Consider the following 26,412-nt stretch of genomic DNA (forward strand, 5'->3'; position numbering starts at 1 on the left):
GTATCTCAAGTTTCTTCTCTCAATTTCTCAATCATGACCAAGAAAGGTGGATGGTTAATCTGATTGATGGTCTTGTAGAGGGCAACGGTGAAGTCCTGCTGGGGCAGCTGACTAACGAAGTCTAGCACCGCATCTTTCTCAACTTCGCCACCTTCATGCCCGTAGTAAATCATGATAGCTGCTCGGCCGCCTTTTTCTAAGCCCCGGCAGACCTTTTCCAAAGCTTCCAGCGTCGTATTCGGTCGGGTAATGACTGACTTGTCCGCCGAAGGCAAGTAGCCAAGATTAAAAATAGCTGCCTTGAAATGGTCTGTGTATTGGTCCAGAGTCTCATGGCCAGCCAAGATTAGCTGAGCATTGTCCAAGCCAGCTTCTGCCAAGCGCTGGCGGGTCTTTTCCACAGCCTGCTCCTGAATGTCAAAAGCATAGACTTGCTTGGTCAACTTAGCCAGAAAAAGGGTGTCATGCCCATTGCCCATAGTAGCATCCACTACAGTGTCTTCCTTGGTTACGACTTCTGCCAAAAAGGCATGAGCCATCTGTAAGGGTCTTAACATACGAATCTCTGCTCCTTTGCTTTACAGCCTTGCTTGCTGCCACGACGACGCATTTCTGCCTCGATGGCATTGAGAACTTCCCATTTATTGAGACTCCACATAGGGCCAATCAACATATCTCGCGGGGCGTCGCCAGTGATGCGGTGGATGACGATATGCTCGGGGATAATCTCCAGCTGGTCACAGATGATGGAGACATACTCCTCCTGACTGAGCAGCTGCAGTCGCCCCTCATGGTAATCCCGCTGCATACGGGTATTGGTCATCAAGTGAAGCAAGTGGAGCTTAATCCCCTGAATGTCATTGTCCGTCACGCAACGGCGGACATTCTCCAGCATCATCTCATGGTTCTCTCCCGGCAGGCCGTTGATCAAGTGAGAGACAATCTCCGCCTTGGGAGCTAGCCTACGGACTCGCTGGACCGTCTCCACATAGAGCTCATAAGAATGGGCACGATTGATGAGGTCTGAGGTCTCCTCATAGGTAGTCTGAAGCCCCAGCTCTACAGTCACGTGCATGCGCTCAGACAGGTCAGCCAAGTAGGCGATGGTCTCATCAGGCAAACAGTCCGGCCGAGTCCCGATATTGAGTCCAACGACGCCTGGCTCGTTAATGGCCTGCTCATAGCGTTCACGGATGACTTCAAGCTTCTCATGGGTATTGGTGAAGTTCTGGAAATAGACCAGATACTTGCGAACATCAGGCCACTTGCGGTGCATAAAGTCAATTTCCTTATAGAACTGCTCGCGAACGGGCGCATCCGGCGCCACAATGGCATCACCTGAACCCGAAACGGTACAGAAGGTACAGCCTCCATGCGCCACGGTACCATCCCGGTTGGGACAGTCAAAGCCCGCATCAATGGGCACCTTAAAAGTTTTTTCACCAAAAAGTTTTCGATAATAATCATTCAAAGAATTGTAAGATTTCATACCTTTCATTCTACCACAAAAAAGAGTATAGAAACAAAAATTCCCTCTTTCACAAGGAAAGAAGGAAATCATAGCTCCCACTGATAACGCTTGAGATCTACACAGCCATTGGCCTTCAAGTCCACTCCCTCCGCCCAGAGCAAGTGTCTCTGGTCCTCCCAGCCAGGTGCGAGGCGCCCTGCTGCATTGACTACCCGGTGGCAAGGATGTTTGCCACCATAAAGTTCCGACTGACTGAGAATCTTTCCCACCAAGCGGGCATTTTTTGGCCGACCAATCAAACGGGCAATCTGGCCATAGGTCACTACGCGCCCAGAGGGAATGGTATCAACAAGAGCTAAAACTGACTGTATGATTTCTTGATTCAAATTGGACATTCTGACCTCCTAATCATGTTTGCTCCTATCTTAAAGAAAGGGATTTTCTTTGTCAAGACAAAAAGGCCAGCAAAGCCAACCTTTCTCATCTATATTTATTTCTGCTTTCCCTTGAAACGCCACTGAAAGCGCAGCTTGTCATAAAAAGGAAATTCAATATTGAGAATGGCATAGCCCATCAAGGCTCCTCCGATAACATCTGTCGGATAGTGCACTCCCAGATAGACTCTGGATGCCATAACAGTGAAGATATAGACTAGAAGCAAACCTTGTACCAAGCGCTTGATTTTTTGGTTTTGAAACCGTTGCTGAGCGATAATAATCAAGGTCCCAAGAACAATAGCTGTAGCCATGGAATGTCCGCTAGGGAAAGAGTAACCGCTCTCTTCGACCAAATGCGAAAGACTCGGACGGCTTCTGTGGTAAACGAGTTTAATCAGCTTAATCAAAATCCCATGTAAGACTAGATTTCCCGCTAGCAAGGCAGCTTCTAGCTTCCATTTTTTATAAAGGAAAAACAGGGCAAGAGCTGAAACCCAGATGATAATCCCCATCGGATCAATCACACTGGTCACAAGTTTGAAAAAAGTCGTCAAAGCTGCAGGCAAATCTCCCCGAAGCCTGGCCTGAATCGGGGTGTCAAGACTGGTCAGCTGCTCAGGATAAAACTTGACCATGTATCCTAGCATGACGAAAAGTAAAAGGGCAAAAGAGCCCTTTGTTAGATAAGATTGTTTATTTTTCATAGCGTTTTAGGACGGGCTGTAAGAGTTTGTAAATTAGCCAAAAGACGACAGCCCAAATCACTCCTTCTAATAGGTTAAAAGGGACAATCATGGTCAGCAGATACTTGGAAAGACCAAATGCCTTATTAATATCAAAACCAGCAAACCTCGCATAGAGAGGCACAGCATAAATGACATTTAGAATGATCATAGTAATCGTTAGACCAAGTGTTGCTGCCAAGGAAGCCTTCACATAGCTAGATAAGCTCTTTCTTTTTTTCCACAAGAGGGAAAAAGCACAAACAAAGACAGCTACCGCTAGTATATTCATGGGGAGACCGATTAGGGTGCCTACGCCATGATTATTCAAAGCTAGCTTTAAGACAGAGCGAATCAAGAGCACTGCCAGAGAGCTTTTTAAATCCAAGACTACCAAAGCCAGTAAAATCGGAATAATTGAAAAATCCAACTTTAGAAACTCGGTTATCAAGGGAATCTCATAAAACATGAGTAGAAATGATAGAGCAGATAAAACTGCTACAATCGCCAACTTACGAGTATTTGTCATCACAGGTTCCTCCAATTTATAAAAATTAGAGAAGCCGGAAAGGCCACTGAAAAAAGCTTGTCAGCTAATGATTATTTAGTATAAGGCTCAGCCCTTAAATAAAGATTAAACGGCAAGATTACTTCACTGCCTCTCGTCTTCTCCCATCCAGACTATACTGTCGGTTGTGGAATCTCACCACATCAGCTTGCGCTCGCGGACTTGATTTGGCATTGAGAAAAAATTTCCAATCCAAAAATTACCGCCGGTCGGGAATCTCACCCTGCCCTGAAGACATCATTATCATAACAAAAAAAGCCTGCCAGAGCAAGCAATTTGATTGATGTAATTAAATGTGTTTCAACAATATTGTTCTATCTATTAGGAAAATTTACTGCTTAGATACATTCATTCCGCTACTTCAGCTTATCCGCTTCATACTCATGTACCAAATCTAAGCCAGCAAAATTCTGCTGGCGCAGGGCTTCATAGACAATCATGCAGACTGTATTTGAAACATTGAGGCTGCGGACATGCTGGTCATTCATGGGAATACGCAGGGCCTTCTCTGGATGGCAACGCATAAATTCCTCTGGTAGTCCCTTGTCCTCACGACCAAACATAAAATAGTGCGAGCTTTCTGCTGCAAAAATCTCCTCAGAATAGACCTTCTCCGCAAACTTAGAAATCAGATAAAGTCGGCCGTCCATCTGCTCCATAAAATCTTCTAAACTATCATAATAGGTGATGTCCAGCTTATCCCAATAGTCCAGCCCCGCCCGCTTCATCTTGCGGTCATCAATGGGAAAGCCCATGGGCTTGATGATGTGAAGCGGCGAATTAGTCGCGGCGCAAGTACGGGCAATATTGCCGGTATTCTGCGGAATCTGAGGCTCAAAAAGAACGATATGATTTTTCATAATAAGAATATTTTTCCTAGTATTTTTCTTTAGATAAAAAAATAGCCACACTGCCCGGAGTCAAGCTCAGCAAACAGCGTGGTTAAGGCTTCATTAACTTACATCACAACAGGTTTGAGGTAAACCAATGAAGGTACTCATTTAGTATAACACTTTCAGCCTACAAGTCAATAAAAAAAGCTCAAAAAATTCTAGTTTTTTAAAAATTTTCATAGGAAGATATCATTTTAGTGAAAAAATATCCGAAATTCTGGAAATAACTAGGCTATTCTGTATTTTATAGATGAAATTTAAATGAAAAAAGAGTATGATAGATACATACTTTGGAGGAATCTAAACTTATGAAAATTATCGTTGTTGGTGGCGGGAAGGTCGGAACGGCCCTCTGTCGCTCCTTAGTGGCTGAAAAACATGATGTTATCCTAATTGAGCAGGATGAAGCTGTTCTCAACCAGATTACCAAACGCTATGATATTATCGGTATTGCTGGCAATGGTGCCAACTTTAAAATCCTAGAACAGGCGGATGTTAGTCACTGTGACATCTTCATCTCTATGACTGAGCAAGACGAGGTCAACATGGTTTCAGCGGTCCTAGCCAAGCGGATGGGGGCTAAGGAAACTATCGTCCGAGTGCGCAATCCTGAGTATTCCAACCCTTACTTTAAGGAGAAGAACATCCTGGGCTTCTCGCTAGTGGTCAATCCTGAGCTCTTGACAGCTCGCTATATTGCTAATATCATTGACTTTCCTAATGCCCTTTCAGTAGAGCATTTTGCCAATGGGCGGGTGGCACTGATGGAGTTCAAACTCAAGGAAGACAGCAATCTCTGCCAGATGAATATTTCCCAGTTCCGTAAGAAATTTGGAAATATCATTGTCTGTGCTATTGAGAGAAAAGGGCACTTGGAAATTCCTGACGGCGACTTCACTTTGGAGGCCGGAGACAAGATATATGTAACAGGTAACCGCCTAGACATCGTTCAATTCCACAATATGGTACGCCCTAGAGTGGTTAAGAGCCTGATGATTATCGGGGCAGGCAAGATCGCTTATTACCTGCTCAATATTCTCAAGAACAGTAAAATTGAGCTTAAAATCATTGAATCCAACCGCGAGCGGGCAAACTTTTTCAGTCAGGAATTTCCTGATCTCTATGTCGTCCATGGTGATGGTACTGCCAAGGACATCCTGCTGGAGGAACGCGCTAATAACTTTGATGCCATCGCTACCCTGACTGGTGTAGATGAAGAAAATATCATCACTTCCATGTTCCTTAATAATCTAGGTGTACAGAAAAACATCACCAAGATTAACCGGACTAGTTTGTTGGAAATCATTGATAATCAAGATTTTGCCAGCATCGTGACACCTAAAGGTATCGCTGTTGATACCATTATGCACTTTATCCGCGGTCGCTACAATGCTCAGTTCTCTAACCTAGAAGCTCTGCACCACGTAGCCAACGGCCAAATCGAGACCCTGCAGTTCCAAATCAAGGAAGAAAACAAGATGACTGGTATTCCTCTATCTCAGCTTCATCTGAAGAAAGATGTCCTGATTGCGGCCATTATCCGTCAAGGCAAAGCCATCTTCCCTACCGGTGATGACGACCTGCAAGTCGGAGATAAGATTATCGTCACTACTCTGCTGCAAAATATCACGCAGATTTACGATCTGTTAGCGAGGTAGGGCTATGAATAGATCTATGATTCGCTACCTGCTGGCAAAATTACTGCTGATTGAGGCGGCACTGCTGATTGTGCCAATTATCGTAGCTCTAATCTACGGTGAGCCTTTAAAAATCTTTCTCTCTATCGGGGCGACCATGGCCATCCTGCTAGTTTTAGGTGGAATAGGCTCTTATTTCAAGCCCAAGGACCTGCATATCTACGCCAAGGAAGGTGTGCTGATTGTAGCCCTTTGTTGGATTCTTTGGTCCTTCTTCGGAGCCCTGCCCTTTGTTTTTTCCGGGCAGATTCCGGATGTTATCGATGCATTCTTTGAGGTCAGCTCCGGCTTTACAACCACGGGAGCGACTATTCTCAACGATGTCGGCGTTCTCTCCCATTCGCTGCTCTTCTGGCGCAGCTTTACCCACTTAATCGGAGGGATGGGAGTGCTGGTCTTTGCCCTAGCTATTATGGACAATGCCAAAAATGGTCACTTGGAGGTCATGAAAGCAGAAGTTCCGGGACCAGTCTTTGGCAAGGTTGTGTCCAAACTCAAGAGTACGGCCCAGATTCTTTATATCATTTATCTGGCTCTCTTTGCTATATTTGCCCTCCTTTATTTCCTAGCGGGCATGCCGCTCTTTGACAGTCTGGTCATTGCCATGGGAACTGCTGGTACAGGAGGATTCACCGTATACAATGACGGTATCGCCCACTATAACAGCTCGCTGATTACTTATCTGGTCAGCTTTGGAGTTTTAGCTTTCGGGGTCAACTTCAATCTCTACTATTACTTGCTGATTCGTAAGTTTAAAGCTTGCTTTGAAGATGAGGAGCTCAAGGGTTATCTCTGGATTGTCTTTCTTTCCACAGCCTTGATTGCCTTTAATGTCTTCCACCTTTATCAAGGCTTTGCCAAGAGCGTGGAGATTTCCTTCTTCCAGGTAGCCAATGTCATCACAACAACTGGATTTGGCTATGGCGATACAGTCAAATGGCCACTCTTTTCTCAGGTTATCCTGCTCCTGCTCATGTGTATCGGGGGCTCAGCTGGATCAACAGCTGGGGGATTCAAGGTCATTCGGGGGATTATCATTTCCCGCATTGCTAAAAATCAGATTCTATCTACCTTATCACCTAATCGTGTCCTGACCTTGCATATCAATGGTGCAGTCATCGACAAGGATACCCAGCATAAGGTACTGAAATACTTAGCTGTTTATATCTTGATTATTCTAGCTCTCATTTTCATTGTCAGCTTGGATAATAATAATTTCATGACGGTTGTCAGCGGGGTTGTCTCTTGCTTCAACAATATCGGTCCCATGATTGGGACGACAGATAATTTTTCTATCTTTAGTCCTTTTTCCAAACTGCTGCTAGCCTTTGCCATGATTGGCGGTCGCTTGGAAATCTACCCGATTCTCCTGCTCTTCCTGCCTAAGACTTGGTCTAGAAGATAGTAAATATTCGGAGAATATAGATATATAAAAAAGTCACACTAGCTAAATAGCTAGTGTGACTTTTTTCTTGAATTATTTCTTCTCAGGCTGAAATGGTCTGGTACAGGATCCTCTCCTGGCTGAGACCAGGGATGACAGCGGAGAATGCGCGCCAAGCCCATCAAAACTCCCTTAGCACCATGCTTCTGGATAGCCTCTATCATATAGTTAGAGCAGGTGGGCCGAAAGCGGCAAGATGGAGGAAAAGCAGGCGATATGAAGCGCTGATAAAAGCGGACAGGAGCAATAAGCAGTTTCTTTATCATTTCTTGGTCTTGGTTACAGCCAGTGTATGCAGCTGGCTGACTTCTTTCTTGCTGAGCTTGCGATATTCACCAGGTTTGAGGCCCGTCAGGCCCAAATGACCAAATCGAGTCCGTGAAAGCTTATCTACTTGCAATCCGACCGCCTGGAACATCTTCTTGACCTGATGGTTACGGCCTTCGTGGATGGTCAGCTGAACGACCGATCGATTTTTCGCTGGATCAACCTTGATAATCTCATAAACCGCTGGCTTAGTTTTGCGCCCCTCGATCTCAATACCGCGAGTCAGAGGACGAAGGACTTCTTTGTTGGCCAATCCTTTGACACGCGCCACATAGACCTTGTCAATCTCATTGCGAGGATGAATCATCTCGTCCGTAAAGTCTCCGTCATTGGTTAGAATGAGGATACCAGAAGTATCCCAATCCAAACGACCGACCGGATAAATCCGCTCCTTGACCTGAGGCAAGAGCTCCACGACTGTCTTACGTCCCTTGTCATCACTGACAGAGGAAATGACCCCACGCGGCTTATTGAGGAGGTAATAAACCTTCTCTTCGTTGTAGATAGGTTGGCCTTCTACTTCCACACGATCGCCAGACTTGACGTTTGTCGCCAGCTCACGTACCACTTGGCCGTTTATACTGACCTTCCCCTGCCTGATTAGCTCTTCTGCCTTACGGCGGCTGGCTATCCCAGCATGAGCGATGTATTTATTGATTCTCATCGATATCTGTCCTTTCAATAAAGAGCTGGCTTTCTTCAGCAACTAGCTCTGTTTCTTCGACAATCGGCAGCTCATCTAGGTGATTGATCCCCATATAGTCTAAAAAATAATCCGTTGTCACATAGAGATTTGGCCGGCCAATAACTTCCTTTTTGCCATCCTCTCGAACCAGTTCAAAAGCCAAGAGCTTGGCCAATGCCCCACTGGAATTAACCTCGCGGATGTCATCTATTTCTACCCTTGTAATCGGCTGCTTATAGGCAATGATAGACAAGGTCTCCAGCGCTGCCCGCGACAGACTTTGATTGATTGGTGCCCGTGAATAGGCCCGCAGAATCTCAGCAAACTCCGGCTTTGTGACCAGCTTGTATGTCTTTGAGGTTTCCAGTAGGGTCAGACTGGAGTCTGGATTGGCTTCATATTGCTCAGCCAACTTCTCCAAACTCTGAATAACCCCGGTCGGCGGCAAAGAAAGGATTTCTGCCAATTGATGAACCTTGAGTCCATCTTCTCCCGCCACAAAAAGCAGGGCTTCAATCTCTGCTAACTTACTCATTTCCTCTTCCTACTAAATAAATATTTCCAAAATTTTCTTCCTGAATGACTTGCACTTCCTGCACCTTGACCAATTCCAATGTCGCCAGAAAGAGAGTAATAACTTCATTCATGTCCTTGGTCTCTGCAAAAATCTCCTGCAGAGCCAGACGGCTCTTACCAGCACAGCGCTGACGCACCACATTCATCATGTCCTCAATCTTGTACTCATCTCGCACAATGGTTGTATGGCTCTTAGAAAACTCCTCTTGCTTCTTGGCGATAACCTTGGAAAAAGCCAAGAAAAGATCAATCGTTGACTTGTCATGCAGGAGCTCAGCGTCTTCATAAACCAGCTCCAACTTAGGCTTAGAATAATAAAGCGCTCGGTCATCATGCTGAATCGACATTTTCTCACCCAAAAGCTTGAACCTGCGGTATTCCTCAATCTGGCTCAAAAGGTCTTGCTCCAAGTCATCTTCCAACTCAGCATTATCTGCCACCTTAGGCAGGAGCTTGCAGCTCTTAATCAGCATGAGCTGGCTTGCCATGACCATGTACTCCCCCGTCACTTCCAACTTCATGGCCTGCAAAGTAGCCACATAAGCCAGATACTGCTCGATGACCTCCGTAATTGGAACATCATAAATATCCACCTGGTACTTAGATACAAGGTGGAGCAGCAGGTCCAACGGGCCTTCAAAATCTTTTAGTTTGATATCCATTTTTATCTATATTTTTCTAGTGTAATCATGGTTTTCAAGCCCAAATCTTGGGCAATATCATAGAGGCCAATCCCTTTCTCCCGCTGGCGCAAAATAAACTGCTCACGCAGGCTTTGGGCAGATAGACTGGCTTGTCCCTGCTCAATCAAGAAGGCCTCTAGCTGACGAAAGCCCCATTGACGAGAATAGGATTTGCCGTTTTTCTCAAATAAATATGTCCCCGTCAGATAGTCTTCCAGCTCACCCGTCAGACTCTCAGGAATCTTGATAACCCGCTTCTGACCGGCCTTTTCAATCTTCAAAACCTGAAAGTCCAGATTGACGTCTGCCACTCTGACCTGTAGAATCTCGCTGGGCAGCAAGCCCATTTCCAAGATAAGAAGAGCCATTAGCCGCCCCCTAGGAACGCTTGATTCCTGCCAAAAAGCAGACAGGTCCAGCAGTTCATTTTCCTGCTCCTTCGATACGGAAACCTTGGGCAAGACCAAGCGGTGAAACTCCTCAATAAGCTGCTGCTGATAAAGGAAGTAGAGAAATTGATTGACTGCTGAGAGCTTCCGCTTCTGAACAGCTGCCTTAAAATCCTTGATAGAGGCTTGATAAATCCGCAGATTGGTCTCGGTAATCCGGCCATGTACTTCCTCGACAAACTGCTCCAAATCATAAGAATAGGCAATTTTAGAATTTTCTGAGATGTTTTTTTGATTTAAAAACGGTCTAATGTATTCTTTCATTTTTTGCGAATTTCGTACTGCTTGCTAAAGCCGTGCAACAAAGAATTGAAAGCTTTCAAAATAGACTTTCTAGTAATAATTCCGTAAAAATGCTGATCCTCGCCCACAACCGGCAGAAAGGACTCGTCGACCAGCTTATGAAGCACATCTGATACAGTATAATCTGGCCCAACTGTCAAGTCGTCCATTTTGGTCATGTGGACGATGTCTGTCATCATGAATTCCTCTTCTGGCAAATCATGGCGCATGCGATAGGACATGATGTCTGTCAAGGAAATCGTGCCAACAAACTTTTTATCTGCAGTCACAACCGGTACACGTGAGTATGTCATCTGGCTCAATAGTAGGATTGCATGATCCACATTATGGGTGTCAATCATCACCGCCAGATTTTCCCCAGGCGTCAAAAAAGTTTCTTCATGTTGCAGCAGATAGTCTTCAAATTCCTTAGCAATCATCGGCTAAACTCCTTGGACAAGCTTGGATAAAGTTCATGATTTCGCGTATAGAAATCAACTTTAAAGCGGTCATCATCAATCTCTACCTTAGCGTAGAGGCGTTCGTTGATCAGGCCGCGTGGCTGGCTGATGGAGCCCGGATTCAGAAAGAGCGTTTTGCCTTCCATTCGAGCATCTGGAATATGCAGGTGGCCGTAAAGGCAGATATCTGCATTAACCTCTTGAGCCCACAAATCCAGCTTTTGAAAAGAAAAGTTGATATGGAAGAGATGCCCGTGAGTCTGGGCAATAATGGTCCCCGCCAAATCCGTCACCAATCGTTCTGGATAGCCGTCGTAAAAGTCCATATTCCCTGCAACAACCTGAATCCCTTGCCATACCTCATCATCAGAAGGAAGCTCAGAGTCTCCGTTATGGAAAATCGCATCTACCTTTCCAATATAATGATTCCTAATTTCTTCTACAATAGCACGGTCGCCATGAGAATCACTCATGACTATAATGGTTTGCTTTGCCATGCTGGAAATACCTCCACTAATTTCTTAACTGCCTGAGCCCGATGGGATTGGGCATTTTTTTCTTCCATCGTCAGCTCGGCAGACGTTTTTCCTGTTTCTCCCACTAAGAACAAAGGATCATAGCCAAAGCCATTTTCCCCTTTTGGCTCATGGGCAATGTAGCCCGGCCAATCCGCTTCAACTACCAGAGACTCCCTGTCAGGACTGGCCACCACTAGGGTCGTATGAAAATGGGCAGAGCGATCCTTGATTTCAAACACCATAGCCAATTCATGCAGGAGCTTGATGTTGTTTTCATCATCTGTCGCACCTACTCCAGCGAAGCGAGCCGACCAGACACCAGGCAAGCCGCCTAAAACATCGACCTGCAGACCTGAGTCGTCAGCTAACACCATTTTACCTGTCAGCTTACTGATTGTCTCTGCCTTGAGCCGCGCATTTTCCTCAAAGGTAGTTCCCGTCTCTTCCACTTCTGGCAAATCAGGATAATCATTGAGATTTTCAACCTTATAGCCCAACTTATCAAAGAGTTTACGAAATTCTGCTGTCTTTCCTTCGTTGCGAGTCGCAATCAAAATAGTATCTCCGACAGCCATCTCTGACTCCTGCCCCTGACCAAAAAAGTCAGTCATCTTAACTCCATCTTTAGACAGGAAGAAAACCTTGCGCAGCAAGTCCTTTTCTGTAATCAGAATAGCCCCCTTATGACTGGTAGCCTTAAAATCCCGCTCCTGACGGTCATTAATCATATTGAGGACAAACTGGATATAGGACATGGGTGAGCCGTATTTGACCACAACTGTGGTAAAAGCATTGTATTCTTCATCCAAATCCCGCTCAATCAGCTCACTCAACTCTGCATCTATATGCTCCAAGAGCCTGTAAGGAATGTCGTTGAAATGATAGCCAGCCTTGCGAAAGCGGGTCCATTCTCCGATATACCAATTGTTTTCGTCAATGTATTCATAAATTTTATTTGTCATAAGCTTACATGCTCCACATTCACTTTCAGGTCCAGCCAGCTTTCTGCAATCTCCGAAAAGCTCTTGGCATTGGCAGTTGTGTAAAATCGGTGGTTGAGTTCCTGCTTTTCCCGACTGCGGTTGATTTCAAAGTAATTGAGTAGGACAGAAATATCCCGTACGCACTCTGCCCCGCTGTCAATCAGCTTCACATTTGGTCCCATCCTATTTTGAATAATAGGCCGGAGCAAGGGATAGTGGGTACAGCCCAAGACCAGGGTATCTACCCGATCAGCTAAAGGCTGCAGGGTTTCATAGACAACTTTTTTAGTAAGACTGGAATGAAGTTCATTGGACTCTACCAGAGGTACAAACTTAGGGCAGGCCAAACTTTCCACCTGCATCTCCGGCGAGAGCGCTTCAATCTTCTGACGATAGATATCAGAGGAAACAGTCATTGGCGTTCCAATAACACCGATGCGGCCGCTGGCAGTTGACTTAATAGCCGCGCTGGCCCCCGGCAGAATCACGCCTAGTACTGGAATATCCAGCTTTTCCTTCACTTCTTCCCAGACAACAGCAGTCGCTGTATTGCAGGCAATGACAATCATCTTAACATCCTTGGTCAGGAGGAAGTTGACCAATTGCCAGGTATAAGCGCGAATCTGCTCAGCAGGCCTTGGACCGTAAGGAGCCCGCGCCGAATCTCCAATATAAATGACCTCTTCGTGGGGGAGCTGCCGCATGAGCTCACGGACTACAGTCAAACCGCCCACTCCTGAGTCTAAAAAACCGATTGGTCGATTATCCATAAGGTCTTCTTTCTAAAACAAGGGACTGGAAGCCGATTCCAAATCCCCATTTTTTTATAGATTTTCTCTACTGGTATTAAAAGCCAGCCTCTAGAAAATTATTTTTTCTTTTTGTTCTTAGCAAGCGCCGCTTTCTGCTGGCTGATAATTTGACGGTAGACTTGCTGTACTTTCGCTTCATTTGGCCGTTGGCCGCTAGCGCTAAGCAAGGTCCGAACTGCTTCTACATTCAGACGCGGATTTTCTGCAAATTCCTTCTCCACTTGCCGACGAAGCAGATACATACCCAAGATCACGCCTCCAGCAAATGCTGCCATAATCAAGAAAATTGCTAAAACTAAATTCATATCAAGAACTCCTCTATTTCCATTTTTACATTGCTCTTCATTATATCAAATTTTCTCTATTTTTCAAAATCAAAGCCATACAGTGTCGCAAAATAATCTTCTGGTTTTTCAGCCCGACGAATCATGCGAACATTGCCCTCTTGCTCCAAGAGAATTTCGCTGGAGCGGAGCTTGGCATTGTACTGATAACCCATAGAAAAACCATGAGCACCCGTATCGTGAATCACTAGTGTATCCCCAATTTCGCTGACGGGCAGCGGGCGATTAATGGCGAATTTGTCGTTATTCTCGCAGAGGCTGCCGACAACATCCACAATTTCTGTCTCACCTTCAGGCCGATCCATATTGGTAATGTGGTGATATGAACCGTACATGGCAGGACGCAGCAGATTGACCGCAGAAGCGTCCACCCCCAGATAGGTTCGGTAGGTCTGCTTCTTATGGGTAACCTTGGTGACCAGCAGGCCATAAGGCGCCAGCATAAAGCGGCCCAGCTCCGTATAAATCTTGACCTGTCCTAGGCCAGCCGGAGTTAGAATAGCTTCATAGGCATGACGAACTCCTTGACCAATAACCGCAATGTCATTTTCCTCACCTTCAGGCTGATAATTAATACCGACACCGCCAGATAGATTGATAAAGTCCAGCTCAACTCCTGTCTCAGCCACTACTTCTACAGCCAGCTCAAAAAGCTGACGGGCAAGTTCAGGATAGTAGTCATTGCTGACAGTATTTGAGGCCAAGAGGGCATGAATTCCAAACTTCTCAGCTCCCAATTCCTTGAGCTCTTTGAAAGCTTGAATCAGCTGGTCCTTGGTCATACCAAACTTAGCTTCTTCCGGATTATCCATAATGCTAGTTCCCAGCTCAAAGACACCGCCAGGATTGTAACGACAGGAAATGACCTTGGGAATACCAGCAGCCTCCTTCAGAAAGGCCACATCTTCATAGGCATCCAGATTGATAGTCGCTCCTAGGTCTCGCGCAAACTGAAATTCCTCAGCTGGTGTGTTATTGGACGAAAACATGATATCCTGTCCAGCAAAGCCCAGCTTTTGGCTCATGAGCAGCTCAACGTAGCTAGCACAGTCCACCCCGCAGCCTTCTTCTTTGAGGATTTTTAAAATAGCAGGATTGGGAGTGGCCTTGACGGCAAAATACTCTTTAAAGCCTGGATTCCAAGAAAAGGCCTCATGCAAGGCACGCGCTCTTTCCCGAATCCCCTTCTCATCATAAAGATGGAAAGGGGTTGGAAACTGCGCCGTAATCTCAGCTAGCTTTTCACGACTGACAAAAGGAGTTTTCATACTATTCTCGCTTTCTATTTGCTGGGTTTATTATACCATAAATCCATAGGAGAAACAAAAAGCACTGGAGCAAACGTCCAATGCTTGAGTCTTATTTAGCTGAGTTATTTGTTTCTTCCAAAAATACGCAGCAAGCTGAGGAAGAGATTAATGAAGTCCAGGTACAGATGCAGAGCCAGCGAAATTGCCCAGCCATTCCCTGGATTGCCATTGGTCTGCTCATAAACATAGCGGATTTTCTGATTGTCCCAAGCGATGAGTCCTGAGAAAATAAGGACACCAACGATACTGACAATAAAGTCCAAGCCACTGCTTCTCAAGAAGATGTTGAGGATGCTGGCAGCGATAATACCAATCAAACCTGCCATACAAGCTTTCCCTATTCCAGATAGGTCCTTTTTAGTCACCTTGCCGATGAAGCCCATAGCAAAGAACATAACAGTCGTTGTCAGAAAGGCTAAGAGAACAGTTGACTGAAGATACAGTGCCATGATAATACTTAAGGTAAAACCATTGATGGCTGAGTATCCTAAAAACATTGGCAGCGCCGCCGGACTATTGCTCCGAGCTGCCCCAGAAGCTACCAAAACAAAGATAAACTCAACTGCAATAGCCGCATAGAAAATCCAGGTGGAACCTGTCAGAACAGAGATAATAATGTCCTGAAAGAAGTTCAGCATCAAGAGGGATACGATTGCTGAGATTCCGATACCGACACCAACGATAGAATAAATCTTAGCATAGAAAGAATTAATATCTGATTGATCTTGAATAATAGAATGATTCATAGTTACTCCTTTTATAATAAAACATTTACGGTTTCAGCATCTTTCGATGAAAGAGCTTGCGATTACCGCTCTTGCGTCTCCAAGGTGCAGTCGCTTCCTTGACGGCCCAATATTTATCCACCATCGTCACAACGAATGACTCTTTGTAGCGAGGCGGTGCCAAGGTCAGGCCCCACATATGCTTGACGATAATGTCCTCTTCGACCTTATTGAGCTTAGTAATCTTGCGAGCATTGCGAACTGCCAGCCTCGGATGAACCCAAGCATGACTCTTCTTAAACTTGGTCACACGCCAGTCATAGTAGAATAAGTCATGAAGCAGGGCACCGCGTGCCGTGCTGCGGGCATTCCAACCAAATTTTTTGGCAATTCTGTAACTAGTATAACTTACATTGATGGAATGTTCAAGTCTATTGGAATGAATATGATGGGGAATTTCTTTCAGGCGCTGCACACTGGGCTTTTCAATCAGGTGCCCAACATAGGCCATAAATTCCTCGTCCTTTTTGTAAGGCATAGAATCACCTCCCTTGCCAACTATTATATCTCTTTTTCTGATTTTTAGCTTAAATGAAAGATTAAAATACCAGCTGCGACAGCAACATTAAGACTTTCTGCCTGCCCCTTCATGGAAATATGAACCAGAAGATCAGCTGCTTCCGTCATTTCTGGACTAATTCCCTGCCCTTCGTTGCCCATGACTAGGACAAAGCTCTCTCTGGTGTCCACCTTTCTATAGTCAATAGACGCAGACGACAAGGTCGACGCTAGAATTGGCAGACTTGAAGAACGAGCCAGCCTAATAAAATCAGCCGTATCCATTCGATAAACTGGCAGATGAAAATGGCTCCCCTGCATAGAGCGCAGCGTTTTTAAGTTATAGATATCTGCTGACAAACGAGAGATGAAAACCCCGTCAAAACCAGCTGCATCCGCAGTCCGAATGATGGTACCGACATTACCTGGATCCTGAACGTCCTCCAAGAAAAGATAGCGTCCACTTAACTCCGCCGATATCTCTTCCCTTTCAAAAGCCACTTCTGCGACAATGCCCTGTGGTGTCTTACTGTCAGCTAAATCTGCTAAAATCTCTGGACTGACAAAGATTACCTGAGAAAAATCAGCTAATTGCTCTGCGTATTCCGCTAAAGCAAAAATTCGAATCAGCTCTGCCCCGCTGCTGACAGCTTCCTCAAATAAATGCCAGCCCTCGATCAAATAAGAATCCTTGCGGTATTTTTTGTGATGAAGTTTTTTAGCTTTTTTTACCACATTATTGGCTTTTGAGGTTATAATATTCATAAGAACATTATACCACAATTTAGCAGACTTGCACTCATACTGAGGGCTTAAATCCCCTCGGTCCGCTCACTAAAGGAGGACGCCATGCAGAAAGTAAAAATGATAGCCCAAGGACGGGTACAAGGGGTTGGATTTCGCTGGGGAGTCTATTCTCTAGCGCTGGAAATCGGAGGTATTACCGGCCGAGTCTGGAACAACGACGATGGTACTGTTGGCATTCTGGCTCAGGCTGATGACCCCGCTCTGATAGCTAAGTTTATCCAGGAAATCCGCAAGGGACCGACACCTTTTTCTAAGGTCAGCTATTTGGATGTGACCATGGCTAATTTTGACTCCTATCCTGACTTCAAAATTTCAAATTAGGTCTGCAGAACTATTGTATATTTTGCAAAAAAACAGTAGAATAGATAGGTATTATTTTTTAGAAACAAAGGATATGAACTCGTGAAACATTTCAAACGCTTTTTATTCTCCGGTATGGGACTGGCTGCGCTTCTTTTCCTGTCTGGCTGTGTGGGCCGCGACAAGGCCGGTAATCCTTCTGGTCTAATCTGGGATGTGATTGGTCAGCCTATGGCGGATGGCATCCAATTTTTCGCCAAAAATTCGGGCTTGGGTTATGGTCTGGCGATTATTATCGTTACGCTCATCGTGCGGATTATCATTCTTCCGCTGGGAATCTACCAGTCTTGGAAGGCAACGCTTCAGTCTGAAAAGATGAACTACTTTAAGCCGATTTTTGCCCCAATCCAAGAGCGAATCAAAAATGCTGAAACTCAGGAAGAGAAAATGCAGGCTCAGCAAGAACTGATGGCTGCTCAAAAAGAAAATGGACTCAGCATGTTTGGCGGTATAGGCTGTCTGCCTCTGCTCATCCAAATGCCTTTCTTCTCAGCCCTCTTCTTTGCAGCCCAGTATACTCAAGGAGTTGCAGGCAGTTCCTTCCTCTGGATTAAAGACCTGGCCAAAAGCGACTGGGCTTTGACCGCTATTGTCGGTATCCTCTACTATATCCAGTCAGTGCTCTCTCTGCATGGTATTGAAGATGAAACTCAAAGAAACAGCATGAAACAGGCTTCTTATATGAGTCCTATCATGATTGTTGGTTTCTCATTCCTCTCTCCTGCCGCAGTCACTCTCTACTGGGTAGTCGGCGGATTTATCCAAATCATCCAGCAATTTATCATCAACTACATCATTCGACCTCGCCTGAGAAAACAGGTAGCAGAGGAATTTGAAAAAAATCCTCCTAAAGGTTTGAAAAAAGCTAGTCGGGCTAAAGATGTTACTCCAAAAGCCCAGCCGGCTATTGAACAAAAGAACAAAAAGAAAAAGAACCGCAATGCAGGTAAGCAACGGTCAAGATAAAGAAAAATTCTTCTAGCATTAGCTAGAAGAATTTTTTAATCTCGAGTAAGAATCAGCATAACCGATACCAAAAGCTCAGCAAACAAAGCAATAACTGATGAACGAGGTGACTCTATCACAGTAAAACGGTAAAGCCAATCAAACCCTTCTTGTAAGAAACCCAAATCCTGCCCTTAAAAATCCGAACCAGACTTTCTGCCATGGATAGGCCAATGCCGTAGCCAGGCTGCTTCTGATTATGCGATTCGTCTTCGCGATAGAAACGGTCAAAGAAACGACTATAATCAACATTTTTTCCGTCCGCGTAACTATTGGCTACCGTCAAACGAGCTCGTTTCCCGCGCTTGGCCTTGGTCAGGGTGACAAAAATTTGCCCATCATCGTCACAATACTTGCAGGCATTGTCAATCAGGATACTGACCAATTCATAGAGTTCATCTTCAGTTGCCTTGACATGGATGTCTTCCTGCAACTTGATCTCGTACTTCTTACCTGCCTTCTCGATGACAGACTTGAAGTTCCCTGCTACTTTTTTGACAACTTCTGAGAAATTCACATCTACCAAGGTAACATCTGGCTGCTCTTCCAGACGGGCCAGAACGACCATTTGATTGATTAGGTTGCTGAGTCGCTTGACCTGATCCTTGGTGCTTTCTGTCCATTCATTTTCGCCAGTCATCAGCTCTTGCAGCTCCGTATTGGCTGAAATGATGGCCAATGGCGTCTTCAATTCATGTCCCGCATTGGTAATGAAACGCTTTTGGTTTTCATAGTTTTTGATATAGGGACGGATGGCAAAGTTGGAAAATCCAGACACGACCAAGACAAAGAAAATAAAGCTATAGAAGCACAACTGGATAGACAGCCAGAAAAAGTCATTGCGGCTTTCGAGATAATTAGTCGAATCTAAGACCACCAGTAAATAGCGCTTGGTCTTGGAATCCTGCGTTATCTGGTAGGAATAAAATTGACTGCCTACCTTAAAAACCCCACTGCTGCGGCTGTCCTTAATCACTTTGTTAGCGTAGCTGAGCGCCTGCTCCTTAGATAGATTGGAAAGATGATCCAAGTTGGTGGAGTAAAGTGTTTTGTCTTCCTTATAAACCACACTGAAATAGCGGTATTGGTAGATTGTGTCAATGGTGATACGGTCGTTTTGCAAGCTCTCTGCCGTTTCTTCTACGCTGGGAAAATCTCCATTATTGGCAGATAGAATATTGAGAACGGCTTGGATTTCTCCGTTGGTCTGCAGAAAACGAACGGAGTTTAAGACAGCAATCATGGTCAGCAAAATACAGACAATAGCCGCCGAAGCCAGCAGAATGAACCGAATTTTAAGCTTCCGAAACATGGCCATCTCCTTCCAGCGGCACCAGAGTGAAACTGCCACCTTCCTCACCCAAGATAGTAAGGTCAGCATGGATAGCCTTCAACTTCTGGCGCAAATAGGAAATATAAATCCAGACGAAGCCTTCGTCCAAATCCTCATCCTCGTCTTTGGACCAAACATGACGGAAGATTTCCTGAGTGGAAAGACTCTTCTGGGCATTGAGCATGAGAAATTCCATCATTTTAGATTCCTTGCCGGCTAGGCGGATGGAGTTGGAGCTAATGAGCTCATGCTCTCCGACATTAAGGCTCGTTTGGCCAATCTGCAGCAAATTGGGGGTGAACGTCGCTACCCGCCTTGACATGGAGCGCAGGCGAGCCAGAAGCTCTTTCAGAGAGAAGGGCTTGGTCAGATAATCATCTGCACCGGCATCCAGCCCTGTGACCTTGTCATCCACCTCTGACATAGCTGTCAGCATGATGACATGGGTCGTATTGCCGGTTTGGCGGATTTCTTTCAATGCTTCAATGCCTGTCTTGACCGGCATCATGATATCCAGAATCATCAAATCATAGGCATTTCCCTTGGCCAAGTCAACAGCCTCTTGCCCATCAAAGGCTGTATCAACCTGATAGCCTTCATGGGTCATCGCCGTTTCCAAGACACGGGACAGCTGCTGCTCATCTTCAGCTAATAAAATCTTCATCATCTCACTCACTTTCTCGAATCAAATTGCGGATGGTCTGCATGGTCACATCACAGGAAGCCAACTCATCTGCACAGCGTTTCAGCTCGCGGACAATCCGCTTGCTGTCTTTAATCTCATGCTTGTACTTCATCTGATGCTCTAAGCTGGCCCAAGAATCCATAGCAATGGTCCGAAGCTGGATTTCTACAAAATAGCGGCCAGGATTTTGACCATGACAATCCTCATAAGGAGTCTCCACCTCTAATATCAAGTGGTAGGATCGATAGCCATTAGGCTTGGCAGCCCGGATATAGTCCTTTTCCAGAACAATCTCACAGCCCTCCAGCTGACGAAGCACCTCAATAGTCTGATAGATGTCCTCGATAAAACCGCAAACAATCCGAATCCCAATCGCGTCACGAATTTCTTTCAGGGCAGACTCTGGCGCCCTAGGCAGATTCTTGCGTCGACATTTCTCTTCCATACTGGCTGCCTGCTTGACCCGTGCATTAAAATGCTCAAAAAGCTTCTGCCCCGTTTCCTGCTTGACTTGATCATTAGCCTCTTGAATACGCTGACTAAGATCATCTAAAATCTTTGGCAGGTAAACGCCGTATTTCCCATAAATATCTTGCTCTTGCATACAGTTCTCCTACTTTTCTAGCTTATTCTCATTATAGCATAACCATCTGTCTTTTCTCTATTTTTCCCCTGCTCTTCTTATCTAGCCTACACTCTCTGTCTTAAAAGAAACGAAAAAAGAACCAGTCTTCTAGCCAGTTCCTTTTAATACTTATTAAACGGTTTTTTCAACCTTAAGAATTTTAACATCGTAGCTGCCAACCGGTGTTTCAACTGTTGCAGTATCGCCTGTTTTCTTGCCAATCAGGGCTTGACCAATTGGGCTTTCATTGGATACCTTTCCTGCGAAAGCATCTGCACCAGCAGAACCAACGATAATATAAACTTCCTCTTCGCTTTCGCCTACTTCTTGAATAGTAACTGTTTTTCCGATAGCTACTTCATCCTTGGCTACAGCGTCACTGTTTACAATCTCAGCGTAGCGGATCTTGGTTTCCAGACTAGAAATCTGACCTTCCACAAAAGCCTGTTCGTCCTTAGCAGCTTCGTATTCACTATTTTCTGACAAATCGCCGTAGGAGCGAGCAATCTTAATACGCTCTACCACTTCTGGACGACGCACCAATTTCAATTCTTCTAATTCTTTTTCTAGTTTTTCCTTTTCCTCTAGGGTCATAGGATAAGTTTTTTCAGCCATTTTTTCTCTTTTCTTTTATTTTCTTTTATTTTAAAACTAAAACAAGAGGCTGAGACAAGTCTGTATCAGTCCCTTTTTTATATAGCAGGACTGAGAAAGCTAGAACTAGCTGCCCTAGCTTTCTCTCGTCTGCAATAACAGCATTTTAATCAGTGCTGCTGGATTGAGTGAGCTTGCTATTGACATGCTCCTCAACATTTTTAGCGTGTTCCTCATAAGTATTGGCGAAGTAAACAGCGCCTGTTTCAACATTTGCCACAAAGTAGAGGTAGTCCGTCTTACTTGGATTAATGGTAGCTTCCAGAGCTGACAGGCTTGGACTATCAACTGGCCCAGGCATAAGCCCTTCTTTTTTATAGACATTGAAAGGCGAGTCGATATTGGTATCAATTTCAGCGTCCTCTTTCAAAGTCGTTTTCTTTCCTAGCTTGCCTTGAGCATAGAGGATAGCGATATTACTCTGAAGCGGCATCGCTTGATTGAGACGATTATAAAATACGCTGGCAATATCTTTGCGGTCCTGGTCTGTTGAACCTTCTTTTTCTACCAGAGAAGCAAGTGTCAGAACTTCATTAACCGTTAGGTTCTTCGCTTCAATAGTAGAGTAATAAGAAGACAGATTGGTATTCATAGCGCCCAACATCTGGTCAATCAAGCTTTCCAAATCCGCATCCTCACCATAGTTATAAGTGGCAGGGAAGAGGTAACCTTCTAAGCGGTACTTGACTCCGCTGTCCTTGCTTGGCAATGTGCCCAGCAGCTGTGGATATTTAGCCGCCATCTTGGAAATGAAAGCTTCATCCTGCACCTTAGCTAGGAAATCGTCCTTGCTAAAAGGTGTCTTGCTAGTCCTTTTAGAAGTTGCAGCTGCATTAACCGTCACAGCCTCTGCAATCTGCTCCAGTGTGTAGCCTTCAGGAATAGTAACCTTACCAACAACTGGTGGTTGCGGTGTATCTGTTCCACCTTCCTGAAGCTGCCGAGCAATGGTGTCTAGGTCCATACTCTTCTGGAGATTGTAATAGCCAGACTGGTAATTGTTAAAGCTTTTAATCTTGGAATAGAGACTAAAAACTTGGGCATTTTTAATCAGCCCCTTTTTCTCGAGGATTTCTCCAATCTGCTTAGAGCTTGAGCCTTCTGGTACTTCAACTGTCACATACTCTGTTGCGTTTGCATCAACAGGTTTGAGTGCTGAAGATACATAAGTATAGCCGACAACTCCTGTGACCACAAGTCCCAGCAGGACAATCAGCAGAACAGTTGTCATAATCCTGCGAGCTAATGTGTTTTGGCGTTTTTTCTTGACCGTGTTGTTAGCCCGATTAGCCCGAGATAGGACCTCATTGGGCTTCTTATCTTCCTCATCCACTCGGCCATAGACCTGAGGGTGAGCCTTTTCATTCTCTGCAACCTTGTAGGAAACATCTACCGAAGCCGGTCTAGCTTCAAAGTCATCCGCAGCTGCTGTTTCTTTTGCAGAAGCAGAGTCCACTTCTGACTGGCTAGTTGAAGAGGGAGTTTGTTCTTCCTTTTCTCCAGCTAAGTCTTTCAAAATCTGCTCTTTAAAGCTCAGATTCTTCTCTTTGTCTTGTGATTTTTCAGTCAAAAATTTGACCTCCTTCATCATAATCCCTAACATTATATCTTAAAAGTCAGATAAATGCAATAAGAGTAGGTTTTTCTAGCTTATTATTGGTTTTTTTGCAGTTTGAGTCTAGGATTTTCCCAGACCATATCAAACCAAGTAGCGCCTGCGTAAGTTGATTGTGACAAACCTTCATTTACAAAGGCATGCTTCTCGTAGTAAGCGGTGAGATAGTCGTGGCAGGTCAGATTAATGCCGTGGCGTTCATCTGCTATAGCAATTTCTTTCATAGCTTCCAATAGCTTGCGGCCGATCCCCATCCCCTGAGCATCTTTCGAGATAGAAAGGCTGGTCAGAGAGATAAAGCCACCGTCCAGATGACCATAATCTTCAATCTCCTCTGTAAAGGAAATATCCTTTAAATAACGTTCTGGACGAACAGGTCCCTCCAGATAGCCCAAAATCTTACCGTTCTTTTCTGCCACCAAAAAAGTTGAAGATAGGGTTTGGATATGTGCTGCTAGACTTTCGCGGCTAACAGCCTCTTCTGGACTGAAATTTTCCAATTCGATAGCATAAATGGCATCTAAGTCAGCCATTTGAGCTTGACGGACAATCATCACTTCTCCTTAAAATTGGGATTTTCCCACACCATATCAGACCAGACAGCTCCACCATGAGTTGAGTCAGAAATCCCTTCATGGACGAAACCATTCATCTCATAATAAGGTATCAGCTCATCATGACAGGTTAGGCTAATGCCCTGTCGATTTTGCTGAACAGCTGTCTCCTTGAGAGCTGCAAGCAACAAGGTTCCGACCCCCTGCTTCTGAAAATCCAGATGGACGGACAGACTTTGGACAGCAATGAAGCCACCTTCTGGAGGATTAGCCCCCACCTTGCTAAAGAGATCATCTGTCAAATATCGCTCCTGAACAGCTGGTCCAACAATATAGCCCGCCAGCTGACCGTGCAGCTCTGCTAGCAAAAAAGTATCAGCAATCTGCTCAATCCGCTCTTTGAGAACTTCTGAACTGGCTGCTTCTGCTGCTGGAAAATTTAGCTGCTCAATTGCAAGAATTTCTTCCCAGTCGCTCAAGTCAGCCTGTCTGATTCGAATTGGTGCTTCCATCAAGTCTCCTCCTACTGAACGTTGCTGGTCAGATTGGACAAGAGACGTTCAAAGGAATATTCATAGGTCTGGATGTCTCCAGCTCCCATAAAGACATAAACGGCATTATCGTGGTCAAGAAGCGGAGAAACATTATCTACGTCAATGACCTTGGCCCGCTTCACAATCTTTTCAGCCAAATCTTCAACCTTAACATCGCCATTGTCCACCTCACGCGCAGATCCGTAAATCTGAGCTAAGTAGACTGAGTCAGCCTGATTGAGGGCTTCCGCAAATTCGTCCAAGAGAGCAATGGTCCGAGTGAAGGTATGTGGCTGGAAGATTGCCACGATTTCCTTGCTTGGATACTTCTGACGGGCTGCATCCAGGGTCGCAATAATTTCCGTCGGATGGTGAGCAAAGTCATCAATGATAACTGTTTCGTTGACAATTTTCTCTGTAAAACGGCGCTTAACTCCGCCAAAAGTCTTGAGGTGTTCCCGAACTAGATTCAGATCAAGACCTGCAGTATACAAGAGACCGATTACTGCTGTCGCATTCATAATGTTGTGGCGGCCAAAGCTTGGAATCTGGAACTCACCCAGTTCTTTCCCGCGGAAAGAAACTTTAAAGCCTGAACCGCTGGTAGATCGCAAGAGGTCGTGAGCGACAAAGTCATTGCCTTCTTCCTTGAAGCCATAGTAGTAAATCGGAGCCTTGGACGTAATCCGGCGCAATTGCTCATCTTCTCCATAAATGAAAAGTCCTTTGGTAATCTGCTTGGCATAGTCATTGAAAGCATTAAAGACATCTTCCAGACTCGTGAAATAATCCGGATGGTCAAAGTCGATATTAGTAATAATTGAATATTCCGGATGATATGGCATGAAATGACGCTCGTACTCGTCTGATTCAAAGACAAAATACTTGGCATTGGCAGAACCGCGTCCAGTACCATCCCCAATTAAATAACTAGTATCCGTGATATTGGAGAGAACGTGGGAAAGAATGCCCGTTGTAGAAGTCTTCCCGTGGGCACCAGCCACTCCCAAGCTGACAAAGTCACGCATAAAGCCACCTAAAAATTCATGGTAGCGTTTATAGCCAATACCGTTTGCGTCTGCATAGGCAATTTCTACATTGTTATCTGGACGGAAGGCATTGCCAGCAATGATTTCGAAGTCTGGCTGGATATTCTTTTCATCAAAAGGCAGGATGGAAATGCCAGCCTGCTCCAGACCGCGCTGAGTGAAATAATATTTATCAACGTCACTGCCCTGAACCTTATGGCCCATCTGGTGCAGCATCAAAGCCAAAGCGCTCATACCAGAGCCCTTAATCCCGATAAAATGATAGGTTTTCGTCATGATTACTCCTTAAGATACAAGGCCATAAAAGCAAGTCCAAAGAGGAAAATCTCCTCAGACCCAAATCAGCCCACAGGGATTTTCTTTAATTACAAACTTTTAGGCACCACCAAAACACCAAAGAAGCCGGACAAATCAGTAAGTCCCAGCTTCTGGCATCGGTCTTTTTCAACCGATGATGGATGTTATATGCAGATAGATTTTACATTTAGCAATTTCCTTTATACATCAGAAAACTGTAGGCAGAAAAGACTCGAGCAAGCCAGCTTTATTTGTTGTCCAAGCCTGTCAAATTCAGCTCTTGAGCCTTGGAATGCTTCAACTGCTCCTCCTTAGCCCTATCCTGATTATAGATCTGACTGGTTTTTAAAAAATCATAATTGTTCTTCTTAGGCTTCTCTTCCAGCTCCTGCGGCTGAGGGCTATACTCAGGCTGAATATCTGCCAAAATATAGTTATCCTGCTGAAGCCTGTCGCCATACTTCGTAAATTCCCCTGATGTATTCTTCTGAAAAGGGGCTGTTGGCTTCGGTCTTTCCGCATTAGAAGCTGTCGGAAGCTTTCTGCTGCGGACCTTAGTCAGAAGGTCGCTGGTCAGATAAGGCGCTGAACGCTTTTTTTTCAAATCTGCCCGAGCTTCCTCGCGTGCCTGCTCAGCATAACGAATGGCCGGATCTTTCTTATCAATCGGCTTTTTAAAATCCTTGAAAGCAGACTGCTTTTGCAGCGGTCTTCTGATAGCCTGACTGGCAGCTATGGGAGCATGCTTGTTGGAATCCACAATCGGCATCCATTCCAAATAATTACGGTCTGTATAGTCTCCGGTAATGTTGCTAATGAGATCTAGTTCATCATAAAGATTCATATGCGGCATTTCCGTCAGCATGATTTCATCATCTGACACCAGAGGAAATTGTTTATCAGTCATATCTTTTTCCTTTCAACCCTTCATTATTATAAACTATTCAGGC

General features: G+C 44.9%; 33 protein-coding genes and 1 riboswitch. Of the genes, 4 read left to right on the plus strand and 29 right to left on the minus strand.

Going from position 1 to position 26,412, the window contains the following annotated elements; genetic code table 11:
- Positions 1–5 precede the first annotated feature (5 nt).
- The 6 genes from SSV_RS08210 to SSV_RS08235 form a co-directional block, all read right to left on the minus strand.
- Complete coding sequence (locus SSV_RS08210) at positions 6–557, minus strand: tRNA 5-(aminomethyl)-2-thiouridylate-methyltransferase MnmM (protein WP_072074420.1); 552 nt, start codon at positions 555–557, stop codon at positions 6–8.
- Complete coding sequence (locus SSV_RS08215; RefSeq protein ID WP_072074421.1) at positions 551–1,498, minus strand: tRNA modification radical SAM protein MnmL/YtqA; 948 nt, start codon at positions 1,496–1,498, stop codon at positions 551–553. Before SSV_RS08215 ends, SSV_RS08210 begins: the two co-directional genes overlap by 7 nt.
- A gap of 59 nt (positions 1,499–1,557) precedes the next feature.
- Complete coding sequence (locus SSV_RS08220) at positions 1,558–1,866, minus strand: MGMT family protein (RefSeq protein WP_072074422.1); 309 nt, start codon at positions 1,864–1,866, stop codon at positions 1,558–1,560.
- Positions 1,867–1,961: 95 nt separating this feature from the next.
- Positions 1,962–2,612 carry a phosphatase PAP2 family protein gene (locus SSV_RS08225; protein ID WP_072074423.1) on the minus strand — a complete coding sequence of 217 codons (651 nt, stop codon included), beginning with the start codon at positions 2,610–2,612 and terminating at the stop codon, positions 1,962–1,964.
- Complete coding sequence (locus SSV_RS08230) at positions 2,602–3,159, minus strand: ECF transporter S component (RefSeq protein WP_072074424.1); 558 nt, start codon at positions 3,157–3,159, stop codon at positions 2,602–2,604. The genes SSV_RS08225 and SSV_RS08230 overlap by 11 nt, the downstream gene beginning before the upstream one ends.
- A 131-nt stretch (positions 3,160–3,290) precedes the next feature.
- Positions 3,291–3,438: riboswitch (FMN riboswitch) on the minus strand.
- A gap of 116 nt (positions 3,439–3,554) precedes the next feature.
- Positions 3,555–4,058: a tRNA (cytidine(34)-2'-O)-methyltransferase gene (locus SSV_RS08235; protein ID WP_176693593.1), complete on the minus strand. Its 504-nt coding sequence runs from the start codon at positions 4,056–4,058 to the stop codon at positions 3,555–3,557.
- A 341-nt stretch (positions 4,059–4,399) separates the two neighbouring features.
- Between SSV_RS08235 and trkA the strand changes: the two genes are divergently transcribed.
- The gene (gene trkA / locus SSV_RS08240) at positions 4,400–5,749 is read left to right on the plus strand and encodes a Trk system potassium transporter TrkA (RefSeq protein ID WP_072074426.1); all 1,350 of its coding nucleotides are present in this window, start codon (positions 4,400–4,402) and stop codon (positions 5,747–5,749) included.
- Between the two features lie 4 nt (positions 5,750–5,753).
- Positions 5,754–7,193 carry a TrkH family potassium uptake protein gene (locus SSV_RS08245; protein WP_072074427.1) on the plus strand — a complete coding sequence of 480 codons (1,440 nt, stop codon included), beginning with the start codon at positions 5,754–5,756 and terminating at the stop codon, positions 7,191–7,193.
- Between the two features lie 50 nt (positions 7,194–7,243).
- Here the strand turns inward: SSV_RS08245 and yidD are convergent, their stop codons facing one another.
- From yidD to SSV_RS08315, 14 genes are all read right to left on the minus strand, one after another.
- A complete protein-coding gene (gene yidD / locus SSV_RS08250) occupies positions 7,244–7,498 on the minus strand; it encodes a membrane protein insertion efficiency factor YidD (protein ID WP_072074428.1) in 255 nt (84 codons plus the stop codon).
- Positions 7,495–8,223 (minus strand): pseudouridine synthase, encoded by a 729-nt coding sequence (locus SSV_RS08255; protein ID WP_072074429.1) that lies wholly within the window; start codon positions 8,221–8,223, stop codon positions 7,495–7,497. The genes yidD and SSV_RS08255 overlap by 4 nt, the downstream gene beginning before the upstream one ends.
- Positions 8,210–8,779 (minus strand): SMC-Scp complex subunit ScpB, encoded by a 570-nt coding sequence (scpB, locus tag SSV_RS08260; protein ID WP_072074430.1) that lies wholly within the window; start codon positions 8,777–8,779, stop codon positions 8,210–8,212. Before scpB ends, SSV_RS08255 begins: the two co-directional genes overlap by 14 nt.
- A complete protein-coding gene (locus tag SSV_RS08265) occupies positions 8,772–9,482 on the minus strand; it encodes a segregation/condensation protein A (protein WP_072074431.1) in 711 nt (236 codons plus the stop codon). The genes scpB and SSV_RS08265 overlap by 8 nt, the downstream gene beginning before the upstream one ends.
- A 2-nt stretch (positions 9,483–9,484) precedes the next feature.
- Positions 9,485–10,216: a site-specific tyrosine recombinase XerD gene (xerD, locus tag SSV_RS08270; protein WP_072074432.1), complete on the minus strand. Its 732-nt coding sequence runs from the start codon at positions 10,214–10,216 to the stop codon at positions 9,485–9,487.
- Positions 10,213–10,674 (minus strand): cyclic-di-AMP-binding protein CbpB, encoded by a 462-nt coding sequence (gene cbpB, locus SSV_RS08275; protein WP_072074433.1) that lies wholly within the window; start codon positions 10,672–10,674, stop codon positions 10,213–10,215. Before cbpB ends, xerD begins: the two co-directional genes overlap by 4 nt.
- On the minus strand, positions 10,671–11,192 hold the full coding sequence (locus SSV_RS08280; RefSeq protein ID WP_002923538.1) for a metallophosphoesterase: 522 nt from the start codon (positions 11,190–11,192) through the stop codon (positions 10,671–10,673). The genes cbpB and SSV_RS08280 overlap by 4 nt, the downstream gene beginning before the upstream one ends.
- Positions 11,171–12,175: a nucleoside-triphosphate diphosphatase gene (locus tag SSV_RS08285; protein WP_072074434.1), complete on the minus strand. Its 1,005-nt coding sequence runs from the start codon at positions 12,173–12,175 to the stop codon at positions 11,171–11,173. Before SSV_RS08285 ends, SSV_RS08280 begins: the two co-directional genes overlap by 22 nt.
- A complete protein-coding gene (gene racE, locus SSV_RS08290; RefSeq protein ID WP_072074435.1) occupies positions 12,172–12,966 on the minus strand; it encodes a glutamate racemase in 795 nt (264 codons plus the stop codon). Before racE ends, SSV_RS08285 begins: the two co-directional genes overlap by 4 nt.
- A gap of 98 nt (positions 12,967–13,064) precedes the next feature.
- Positions 13,065–13,313 (minus strand): YneF family protein, encoded by a 249-nt coding sequence (locus SSV_RS08295; RefSeq protein ID WP_072074436.1) that lies wholly within the window; start codon positions 13,311–13,313, stop codon positions 13,065–13,067.
- Between the two features lie 56 nt (positions 13,314–13,369).
- Complete coding sequence (locus tag SSV_RS08300) at positions 13,370–14,620, minus strand: diaminopimelate decarboxylase (protein WP_072074437.1); 1,251 nt, start codon at positions 14,618–14,620, stop codon at positions 13,370–13,372.
- Between the two features lie 104 nt (positions 14,621–14,724).
- Positions 14,725–15,408: a Bax inhibitor-1/YccA family protein gene (locus SSV_RS08305; RefSeq protein WP_072074438.1), complete on the minus strand. Its 684-nt coding sequence runs from the start codon at positions 15,406–15,408 to the stop codon at positions 14,725–14,727.
- Positions 15,409–15,433: 25 nt separating this feature from the next.
- Positions 15,434–15,925: an HD domain-containing protein gene (locus SSV_RS08310; RefSeq protein WP_002931402.1), complete on the minus strand. Its 492-nt coding sequence runs from the start codon at positions 15,923–15,925 to the stop codon at positions 15,434–15,436.
- Between the two features lie 44 nt (positions 15,926–15,969).
- Complete coding sequence (locus tag SSV_RS08315; protein ID WP_072074439.1) at positions 15,970–16,710, minus strand: TrmH family RNA methyltransferase; 741 nt, start codon at positions 16,708–16,710, stop codon at positions 15,970–15,972.
- 84 nt (positions 16,711–16,794) lie between these two features.
- Between SSV_RS08315 and SSV_RS08320 the strand changes: the two genes are divergently transcribed.
- Positions 16,795–17,073, plus strand: a complete 279-nt coding sequence (locus SSV_RS08320; protein ID WP_072074440.1) for an acylphosphatase — start codon at positions 16,795–16,797, stop codon at positions 17,071–17,073.
- 81 nt (positions 17,074–17,154) lie between these two features.
- Positions 17,155–18,078: a membrane protein insertase YidC gene (gene yidC, locus SSV_RS08325; protein WP_002909077.1), complete on the plus strand. Its 924-nt coding sequence runs from the start codon at positions 17,155–17,157 to the stop codon at positions 18,076–18,078.
- Positions 18,079–18,193: 115 nt separating this feature from the next.
- Here the strand turns inward: yidC and SSV_RS08330 are convergent, their stop codons facing one another.
- From SSV_RS08330 to SSV_RS08370, 9 genes are all read right to left on the minus strand, one after another.
- A complete protein-coding gene (locus SSV_RS08330; protein ID WP_072074441.1) occupies positions 18,194–19,429 on the minus strand; it encodes a sensor histidine kinase in 1,236 nt (411 codons plus the stop codon).
- Positions 19,413–20,114, minus strand: coding sequence for a response regulator transcription factor (locus SSV_RS08335; protein ID WP_304362503.1), 702 nt, complete (start codon positions 20,112–20,114; stop codon positions 19,413–19,415). The genes SSV_RS08330 and SSV_RS08335 overlap by 17 nt, the downstream gene beginning before the upstream one ends.
- 4 nt (positions 20,115–20,118) lie before the next feature.
- Positions 20,119–20,739, minus strand: coding sequence for a GTP pyrophosphokinase (locus SSV_RS08340; protein WP_072074443.1), 621 nt, complete (start codon positions 20,737–20,739; stop codon positions 20,119–20,121).
- A gap of 153 nt (positions 20,740–20,892) precedes the next feature.
- Positions 20,893–21,375: a transcription elongation factor GreA gene (gene greA / locus SSV_RS08345; protein WP_002894584.1), complete on the minus strand. Its 483-nt coding sequence runs from the start codon at positions 21,373–21,375 to the stop codon at positions 20,893–20,895.
- Between the two features lie 145 nt (positions 21,376–21,520).
- Positions 21,521–23,017 carry an endolytic transglycosylase MltG gene (mltG, locus tag SSV_RS08350; protein WP_072074444.1) on the minus strand — a complete coding sequence of 499 codons (1,497 nt, stop codon included), beginning with the start codon at positions 23,015–23,017 and terminating at the stop codon, positions 21,521–21,523.
- A gap of 50 nt (positions 23,018–23,067) precedes the next feature.
- Positions 23,068–23,583, minus strand: a complete 516-nt coding sequence (locus SSV_RS08355) for a GNAT family N-acetyltransferase (protein ID WP_072074445.1) — start codon at positions 23,581–23,583, stop codon at positions 23,068–23,070.
- Positions 23,583–24,095, minus strand: a complete 513-nt coding sequence (locus SSV_RS08360; protein WP_072074446.1) for a GNAT family N-acetyltransferase — start codon at positions 24,093–24,095, stop codon at positions 23,583–23,585. Before SSV_RS08360 ends, SSV_RS08355 begins: the two co-directional genes overlap by 1 nt.
- An 11-nt stretch (positions 24,096–24,106) precedes the next feature.
- Positions 24,107–25,441, minus strand: coding sequence for a UDP-N-acetylmuramate--L-alanine ligase (gene murC / locus SSV_RS08365; RefSeq protein WP_072074447.1), 1,335 nt, complete (start codon positions 25,439–25,441; stop codon positions 24,107–24,109).
- 268 nt (positions 25,442–25,709) lie between these two features.
- Complete coding sequence (locus SSV_RS08370; RefSeq protein WP_072074448.1) at positions 25,710–26,369, minus strand: divisome accessory protein ZapJ; 660 nt, start codon at positions 26,367–26,369, stop codon at positions 25,710–25,712.
- Positions 26,370–26,412: the final 43 nt, after the last annotated feature.

This window comes from Streptococcus sanguinis (assembly GCF_001078705.1).
GTDB classification, from domain to species: Bacteria; Bacillota; Bacilli; order Lactobacillales; family Streptococcaceae; genus Streptococcus; species Streptococcus sanguinis_D.